Source organism: Endozoicomonas sp. SESOKO1 (assembly GCF_024606265.1).
In the GTDB taxonomy this organism is placed as follows: Bacteria; Pseudomonadota; Gammaproteobacteria; order Pseudomonadales; family Endozoicomonadaceae; genus Endozoicomonas.
Genome location: NZ_JAHHPP010000214.1, coordinates 1 through 9,184, shown reverse-complemented (window position 1 = coordinate 9,184; position 9,184 = coordinate 1). Strand labels below are relative to the sequence as shown.

Genomic DNA, 9,184 nt, shown 5'->3' with positions numbered 1-9,184 from the left:
TTCCTGAAAAGTTTTAATAATTTTTTTCAGGTGTGCTTAACCCCGTTTTTGCCAGCGCCTGCCAGCTCTGATCCGCCAATGACCGGTTATCAATCGATAAAAGGTGGAAGATGGATACGGAACATTCTTACAAAATTATGGTCAATACAAGGTGTATGGAATATTTGACCAACTAAGGATGGCCCGTAAACATGAATGCTCACGAAAAAGTTCCCGGTGTATCCTTTGTTGGCCGGTTTCCCTTAAGGCCTTTGACGGGTGGCAATAAAACATCAGGCAGGAAAATACCTGAGGAAAAAGTTCCGCTTCTTCAGAAGTTACAGGAAGAGTGTGCGTCTCCCCGGGTGCCCAGAAGTGAAAGGCGTCCAATACAAAGTTTTGCCATTGTCGCAACGGATGTAAAAAGCGCTTCGATCAGTAACAACCCGGTTAAGTTTGACTGTGTCATTATCCCTCCCGATGCTGGCGTGGATGGCCTTTTGGACAGGCTGTCAACCTTTGAGCATCAACGTTCACAACATGGAGAGGCCGGTGCTGAAATTCATTTAATCCAAAGCTTTGAGGATCTTTCAAAAGACAATTTACGCCAGCGTATTCACCTGAAGGAAGGGGGTGGCAAATGTCAGCGCTCACCTGGCAAGTTATTTGAAAACAATCGCCCGATCCGGTTAGTGGTTGATTTACAGAAGATGAACCCCAACGATACCGTGGCGCTTAATGATTTGCTTGACCCGGAAAACCCGACGTTAAATAAAATCAGGTTAGGCAGTCATGTGGAGATACTGGTTCTTGTGCAAAAAAAACAGCTTCATGCTGGCAATACCTACTCATTGGGAGCCGATACCTGTCGGCGCATAAACCGGGTAGAAAATACCTGGGATTATCAGAAAAAGCTGGCATCGCTCACCAGCACCCATGAACAACACCGTTTCATTCTTGATCTTTCACCCTGTGCCACGGATGAAAATAACCCTGAAGCGTCCTCCATTAATTTGTGTCACGGTAATGTTCCCTGGCGGCAACTACTGCTCGGCAGCTATGGCGTAAACACAGACCGTGGATTCGGCTGGAAGGCGGGAGTCCTTGAAAAAGAGAAGCCAAAAACCCTGTGTATAACCGATGCCCCCGACGGTGACCTGGCATTTACCCAAGCGCTGCGAAATATAAAAATCACTGGGGAAATCGAAGTAAAGGGTGAAAAAGTATCACTGCCTGAAGACATGAATTTCCTGATCCGACACTCCGGAAATGAAGACCGTTCCAGGCTCCTGAGTAGTATCAAGCTGGTATCCAATATCCCTGATGGTCCGCTCATCACCATCAATTCCGCCAATTTTAACAATTGGCTGAGTACCGTGGGTATTAACGCCCGTGGAGAGAGTTGCGAGCACAATCCTCTGGAAGAAGCCATTCAGGCGGGAGGGTCAATAATGGTGACCTCTTCATTGAAGGAGGCGCAGTGGACCCAATTACTCCACAGGCTCGCATCGATAGTGGATGTCCATAAGACGAAAATCCCACTGACATTACTGGCAACCAGACAACCGCCGTCTTTCTTTCCTGCCAGTCCTGACCGTTTGCCTCAACTTGCCGGTGACGCATTTGATCAAATGATAAAGGTCCAGCGTAGTCCGGATCAGGAAGCGCTGGTTAACGAATTGTGCAACAGGCACCCAGAGGCTGAGATTGTCCGTGTCAATCCTGAAACGACCCTGTCCCAGTTAGTCAATAACCCGCATATAGTCTCTGAAGCCCGATATCGGTATGGATTCCGCTGGTCCGGGATGATGAAGGCCCTGAATGCCAATAAACCGGTTATTCTGTGTGGCCTGGAGCAGAACCCCAGGTTGCAGCTTGAGCTGGAGACCCTGCTTTTGAAACCCGGCCATTTCTTTATCAATGGCAGTAAAGAGCAGATACCGGCCGATTCCAGAATTTACCTGGTATGGCCTGAAGGTGCCAGGACGGAATCAATGGTATGGCAGAGTGCCATTGAGAACGAAGTCGTGGTGACTCTGCCGGTTGCTGAACAATCCCTGGCCCGGAACAGGCTGAAAGCGGGGCTGGGGAAACTGCAAAGTGCCTTAAAGACACTGCCGGAAAAGTTTTCCACGATTAAGTTGCCACCGTTATCGGATGCCCTGGTGCAATCGGTACTCAACGAAGTCAATGCGATCGTTGCGCAAGAGGGCAGCGCCGAAGCACTTCCTGTTCACTACCGCAAAGCCATTTCAACAGTGGTGACCCATGTTGCCAGGGAAAACAGTCAAGTCAGGGCGTTTGCCAAGTCAATCACACGACAAATATGGCCAGATCGCCCAAGGGATGGCTATTGGGTTGATATTGATAAATTAACCGCTTTTCTTGGCGATGGTCACCGTATCGACCGTAACTACATTGCCAGCAATGGATGGGAGCTGGTTGATATGTTCGGGGAGGGATTTTTTGCATACCCTAAGCCCATGGCGCTTGATTTTAACCAGTCTGGCCACAAAGAAACACTGATCGCGCTTATATGCCGTCATGCTCCCAAAATTTACCAGAGAGCATTGAAACATCGACTGAAGTGTAATGATAAAGTCTTTAACGAACTGCCTGATGCGACCTACCGCTCATCCGTTATTACCCGGATTCTGAACAATGCCCTTTACGCTGGCTGGGCTTTTTGCAAGCAGCAGGGTATTCCGACTCAGACGAGACTGGACAACCTCTCCACCCGGATTCTCGATATCCAGAAAAATACACCCGCTAACCAGCAGCAGACTGTGATTCGCAGCCTGCTGAAACGGCACTTCATTATTAATGGGGTCGATGATGATCAGGCCGTGCTGGATCAAATACTCTCAAAACGCCTATCCCAGAGCAGCAGTGGCCTCAGGAGACTGGCCCGACTCAAGCGACGAATCCAGGGCAATAAATTGATCACTCTTGAGGGCAGTACTGGTACGGGCAAAAGCTATCTCGCCCATCAGGCGGCAAAGTCGTCAGGTCCCACATTTACCCTGACTATTGGTCCCAGCGCGGAAGAGAGCCATCTCCTCAAGCGCTGGGTCTGGCAGCAGCAGGGTGATGACCGTGGGATGAAGGAGCAGGCAGAAATCATCCTGAAATGGGCCAGAACCGTGCCCGGCCCCGGTGAGATGGTCACCCTGGTGGTGGATGAGGCGAATCTTGCCGCCGAGCTTCTGGATAACGTTCTGGCTGGTATCTGGTCTGACAATCCGCATATCTTCTGTGGCTCTGAAAGCGTCGACATTTCACCCCGGCACAGGGTTGTTTTCACCTGTAATCCCGGTGCCTATGCAGGTCGAAGTCATCAAACGGTTTTACAGGATCGGGGGACAAGGGTTCACTATCCTGCGCTAAGCCCGGAGTTTCTGAAAGAACAGGTGGTTTTGCCGACACTTAACCGGATATTTCAGAAAACCTCTCTGAAGGGGCTGGATAACCCTGCGGCCCGACACGCTGCCGACAGGATGATGGCGCTTCAACAGCAGCTGAAACTATTGTTACCGGACCGGGTCTTCAGTCCCCGGGATCTCACCGATGCCTGCAGCTGGATGGCCTGGCAGCTCCATTACAGCAACGGGCGTGTCTCAAAAAACCAGCTCGATGAGATGGTCTGGAACGCCTTTGACAGTGTCATCGCCCATTCAATGTATGGTGAGACACGGGAGTCTTATCAGATTGTAAAGCTGTGGTTTGGACACCACTATCAAATCCACCAACCAATCCACAAACGGCCAACCACCGTTCAGAAGGGATACGATCTGCGTCTGGATGCGCTTTATCGGAAATTCTGTGATTACGTTACCGAAACAAAACCGGAGTTTGATACATCATCACAGTCCGTTAAATCATTAATGCAGACGCTGGCCCAGGATCTGGACCGGCTCTGTCTTGAGCATGAAACTGGCGTTCGTCATTCCGGGCGCAGGGCGACGCTGGTCGAAGGCCCTGCCGGCAGAGGCAAGGATGCAACATTAAAACTATTGCTGGATATGTGGCAAGCCGGTGATGAAAAGAGTCAGCCGGCAGGTGTCCGTTACTTCAATGCCGGAGACTGTGACTGGACTGAACTGAAAAAAGCCATCAGGGAAGCGCAACAGGAAGGAAAGGTTCTGGTGGTTTCAGAGTTGAACATGATCAGCAGTGCCGACCTTGAAGGTGAACTCAATGATGTGCTGACCGAGCCTTGCGCACCCGGTTTCCATCTGTTTGCCACCACCAATCCCCCGGAATACAGCGGGCGCAGCGCATTTTCACCGGCACTGAATGATCGTTTCCGGATGGTCAGAATTGATGATTACCATCAGCAGGAGCTGATCAAAATTGCCCGGCAGAAATTACCCCCGGAAAGCCGGGATCAAACCGCTGAGCATATTGCAGCGTTGCATTGTTATATCCACAAACGGTTAAAGGGATCGGGGCAGGCGCTGTTCCCGGTTTGCCGGGATCTGCAAAATCTCGCGGCAGCAGCCACGCCACGATCCGATCTGGCAGACTTGTTCAGTCAGCATTACTTCCTCTATATGGAAGCCGGAAAAATCACCAAAGAGGAGGTTGCTGAATTCCTCCAGCTCGCAATGCAGCAACAGCAACCCCACCCTGTTAAAAGTCATCGTTACGATCACACGTTATGCAACTGGCTGTTTAAAACGATTCCCAGCCTGGACAGGCCAATTTTTATTCAGCGCTCAAAATCCAGCGGTTTTGGGGTCACGCAAACGCGGGAACTCGTTATTGATGAGAAGCTGTCGGATAGTGATGCCAAACGAGAAGTTATCAAACGGACTGTCCAGTGGTTATGGCGGCAAGAGACAGACATGCCCGATGAAATGGGCGGATGGAGTGATACAGAAAGCAAGTCACTCTATGTTATGCAGAAGCGACAGTGGTTCAGTACTCGCATCAAAAGCAGTGAGATTCTCCCTTCGGATGTCTTTAGACTCAGTGGCAGGCAGTCTGATCATCAAGCGCTGCAGGTTTCAGCCGGGCACCGGGAAGCTCTGAAGCACCTGGCTGGGTACCGGCACATATTGTCAGAACGGGAGATCTGGGAACGGTTATTGCGCGGTGACCTGAAAGTGGACATCGACAAGCCTGCTTCAGTCTGGAAAGCTTGTATGAAGTCAGCCTGCCTGCCGGTTGCGGCCATGTGCTGTCTTCCCGTTCATGCCTTGTCTCAGTGTTCACCAGACTTACGTACAATGGCTGGCGAGAAACTTGACGGTAATGTTACGTATGTTCCCAGGACCAAAAAAACACAACGCAAACCCGTGGAAACCGGGAAGGTCAGTAGATATGGGGGAGGATTGAGGCCGATAAGGAGGGAAAGGACGTTCTACGGCGAAGACATCAACAATTATCGATTAAAGTTTTATCGCTATAAAGTGACCGATAATGGCAATATTTACAAGACCCAACTGAAACCTGGAAAGAAAGATTTAATCCGGGTCTTTCCTGCAGCAATGGTACGACCATCGGCAAATGATGTTGTTCAACTGTATCATGGGGAGGCTTATGGGTGTCACACGATCAACACCGGTTTTAACCATCAATTACTTCCCCTCCCCGGCAGATTTCCCAGAGAGGAGGTAAGGGCGCTGCGAACGGTGCCGGTACGAAATTACGAGCTATTTCAGGATAGCTATACGGGCCAGCACTGGATCAAGTTTTCAGGATTAACATGCAAACGTCCTGTTCAAGTTCACTATAAAGTGGAACAAAAACACAGTAGCGCCGGTCTGGTTGAAGTAGCCAGTGTTAATAAAGTGCATCACCCTCAACCGGTAGAGACTCAGGAGCAGGATAATGTCTGTTGCCTCCCGGCAGCCCTGTTCCGGCGTGATCATCATCAGCGTGGTGATAGCCTGGTCATTCCGGAAAGTAACCATTGTCCGGAACCGATCAGATATCGCGTTGATAACCTGTTCAATACGGTGCGGGCAGCGGCGGAAACCTCCTTGACAGAGCTGACCAATAACCAGCGGTTGGTACTGGATATTGTCAACGCAACGGATGATAGCGCCCGAATTGAAGCAGCAGCCGATTATTGTCGTCAGTTTGACAATGAAAGCTATCGTAAGATCACCGGGTCAGACGATTTAGCGCAGATTTTGCTGTCAGAGGCTGTTGGCACTTGCAGGCACCGTACACCTGTTTTCAAGTTTATTCTGCAATATTTTGGTATTACCTGCCGTATTGTGGAAAGTGAGATCCATGCCTGGGCGGAAGTCTGGAATGGTTATGATTGGGAAACCTATGATCTGGGCGGAGGAGATCCTGATGTAGGAGACGATATTCATGGCTACAACCCTTACTTTCCAAAAATCCGGGTCCAACAGTTTAGAGAGCGGCAGACCGGCAAGAACTCCCTTGCCGTTTTAGCCCCCGAGGTCATCGAGCATTTCAAAAAAGCCAATCCGGAAGGCATTAAACAGGGATGCGAACGCTTGTCGACCTGCAAACAGTATGATGGTTTTTTCTGGGAGCAACAAAGGCAGGTCACAGACTCATTATTGGCCAGTTTGAATCAAATGGCAGAGTCGGGTTCCGATGCCTGCATACAGGTTGTGGGAGATATTGAACATGCTCAAAACTGCCTTGATGCACCGCGTCAATATGATTCATCGGAGAAAATGTGGGGTTTTCTCAAATCGGTATTGAAGGATCATTTGAAACACTGCGTTGAAAAAAATGTGACCAATACCGGATGGTGTTCTGTTCTGGCTGCTTTTGTTGTCCAGAAGAAGTGGCTGGAACCGGAAACAGAATCGTCACATGGCCTCTTTGAAAATCTCAGACAATGGCGTTGGATCGAAGCCAATATCCCACCGTTGAAAACGCTTGCCAGCCGGATGATTGAATATTGGTACAAGCTCTGGAGACACAGTGAACGTACTATCAATATCTCAAGACGTTACACCGAACAGCTCAACGCCATGATGACAGAGATTGATGAAGATACCGTGCCGACCGGGTGCTCGGAAACCTTTGAAACGTTGCTCGGTGCTGCCGCCAAATTTGAGCAATGGACTGATCAGCCAGAAGATGGCATACCGGATGTCAGTCGCCTTCTCCAGGGGATCCCTGCCTACAGAAAAGTGGCCTCAAGTCAGTCCCAGGCGGGCAAGCCCCTTTTCCTTTTACCGAACGGCTTTATTGATACCCGCAACCAGCCGGAGGAGACGCAAACCCGTTTTGCACACTATCTATACAAACGTACCCAGGCTTTGAAGGCACCAATGTGCATTGGCCTGGCCGGAAGAGAGCATTTCATTTTCAAGCCGTTCCAAGTGGTTAAACCAACCAGCACGGTTCACGTTAAAAATCTGCTACTCAACTATGACAAGCTTTTTGTCACGGACGACCCTCAGTGGATCACCAGACAGAAAGACAATATTGAGGTGTTGGAAAACACCAGAATCAAAAAGATGATGGATTGCGAGGATCTGGTGATTATCAGGCCAGAAGATCTTCAGAAGATTTATGATGAATATATTGAAAGCCTTGGGGTAAGTAGCTAACCATATGAAATCGTAGGCACAATATCCAGAAAGGGAATTGGAGCCCCTGACAACAGGGGCTTTTTGAGGTGGCAAGTCAGGAAGTCATATCGTCAAAAAACTTCTTGACGCCATCAAAGAAGGACTGCTTTTTAGGCGACTGGTGACCAGCACCTTCTGTTTTGAAGGTGTCATCCAGCTCCTTGAGCAGCTCTTTCTGACGCTCCGTCAGTTTCACCGGAGTCTCAACCACAACCCTGCACATCAGATCACCGGCGCTGCCACCACGGACCGGGACAACACCCTTGCCACGCAGGCGGAACAGTTTGCCGGTCTGGGTTTCCGCTGGAATCTTCAGCTTTACCCGGCCTTCAAGGGTGGGGACTTCCAGCTCACCGCCCAGTGCGGCATCGACAAATGTAATGGGTACTTCGCAGTAAAGATGCTTGCCATCACGCTGGAAGATCGGGTGATCAGCAACACTGACCTGAACATACAGGTCTCCGGCTGGTCCACCATTAACACCGGCTTCACCTTCACCGGCCAGACGGATACGGTCACCGGTATCAACACCGGGAGGAATCTTGACAGAGAGGGTCTTGTATTCCTGAACGCGGCCTTCACCGTGGCAGACGTTACAGGGATCCTTGATCGTCTTGCCCGTGCCGCGACAGTCGGGGCAGGTTTGCTGCACAGAGAAAAAGCCCTGCTGCATACGCACCTGACCAATACCACCACAGGTTGAACAGCTGACAGGCTGAGTGCCTTTTTTCGCACCGGAGCCATCGCACCCGGTACAGCTCACCAGTGTTGGAATACGGATTTTCTTGGTGACGCCGCGAACAGCCTCTTCAAGGCTGAGTTCCAGTTGATAGCGCAGATCAGCGCCACGCTGGACGGAGCTGCGGCTGCGGCCACCGCCAGCGCCGAAAATGTCACCAAAGACATCCCCGAAAATATCGCCGAAATTACCACCGGCGAAACCGCCGGCACCGCCCATGCCACCCATGCTCGGGTCAACACCGGCGTGCCCATACTGATCGTAGGCCGCTTTTTTCTGGCTGTCGGAAAGAATTTCAAACGCTTCGTTAATTTCCTTGAAGCTCTCTTCCGCTGCTTTATCACCCGGGTTACGGTCGGGGTGATATTTCATGGCCATACGACGATAGGCCTTTTTTATGTCCTTGTCCGAAGCGCTCCTGTCTACACCAAGCACTTCGTAGTAGTCGCGTTTTGACATCAGAAAAACCCTGAGCTAACTGCATTCACCAGTCGAGCATGAAAACACAGAGCTAACTGGATTCATGGTCAAGTCTGACAAAGCCATCATTTTTGATCTATACGACAACGCGGGAACGAATCCCGCGTTGTGACCTTATCATCAGTCTTTGATGATTGATTTCGTCTTACTTCTTCTCATCCTTTACTTCTTCAAACTCAGCGTCAACGGCGTCGTCAGCTGCGTCAGCCTTTTGACCAGCACCGGCATCCGCCTGGGCTTCGCCCTGCTGCTGAGCTTCAGCGTACATCTTCTGGGCCAGACCGGCAGAGGCTTCAGACAGTGCCTTGGTCCTGGCTTCGATCTCTTCCTTATCGTCACCTTTGACAGCAGCTTCAACGTCTTCGATCGCCTTGGTGATGGCCGCCTTCTCTTCTTCAGTGGCCTTGTCACCGGC

2 protein-coding genes and 1 pseudogene are annotated in these 9,184 nt (G+C 50.5%); 1 reads left to right on the top strand and 2 read right to left on the bottom strand.

Translation table 11 applies throughout. The features are described 5' to 3' along the window. Positions 1-191: 191 nt before the first annotated feature. Positions 192-7,529 carry a transglutaminase domain-containing protein gene (locus KDK13_RS09910; RefSeq protein WP_257284819.1) on the top strand — a complete coding sequence of 2,446 codons (7,338 nt, stop codon included), beginning with the start codon at positions 192-194 and terminating at the stop codon, positions 7,527-7,529. A gap of 76 nt (positions 7,530-7,605) precedes the next feature. On the opposite strand, the gene dnaJ is transcribed toward KDK13_RS09910, so the two are convergent. Both dnaJ and dnaK read right to left on the bottom strand, forming a co-directional pair. Further along, positions 7,606-8,748, bottom strand: coding sequence for a molecular chaperone DnaJ (gene dnaJ / locus KDK13_RS09905; protein ID WP_257284818.1), 1,143 nt, complete (start codon positions 8,746-8,748; stop codon positions 7,606-7,608). Positions 8,749-8,914: 166 nt separating this feature from the next. Then, positions 8,915-9,184: pseudogene (gene dnaK, locus KDK13_RS09900) on the bottom strand (molecular chaperone DnaK); the annotation flags it as partial.

What these genes read in the sequence shown, in the direction of transcription:
- dnaJ (WP_257284818.1), bottom strand. Translation starts at nt 8,748, where the DNA reads ATGTCAAAACGCGACTACTACGAAGTGCTTGGTGTAGACAGGAGCGCT.
- KDK13_RS09910 (WP_257284819.1), top strand. Translation starts at nt 192, where the DNA reads ATGAATGCTCACGAAAAAGTTCCCGGTGTATCCTTTGTTGGCCGGTTT.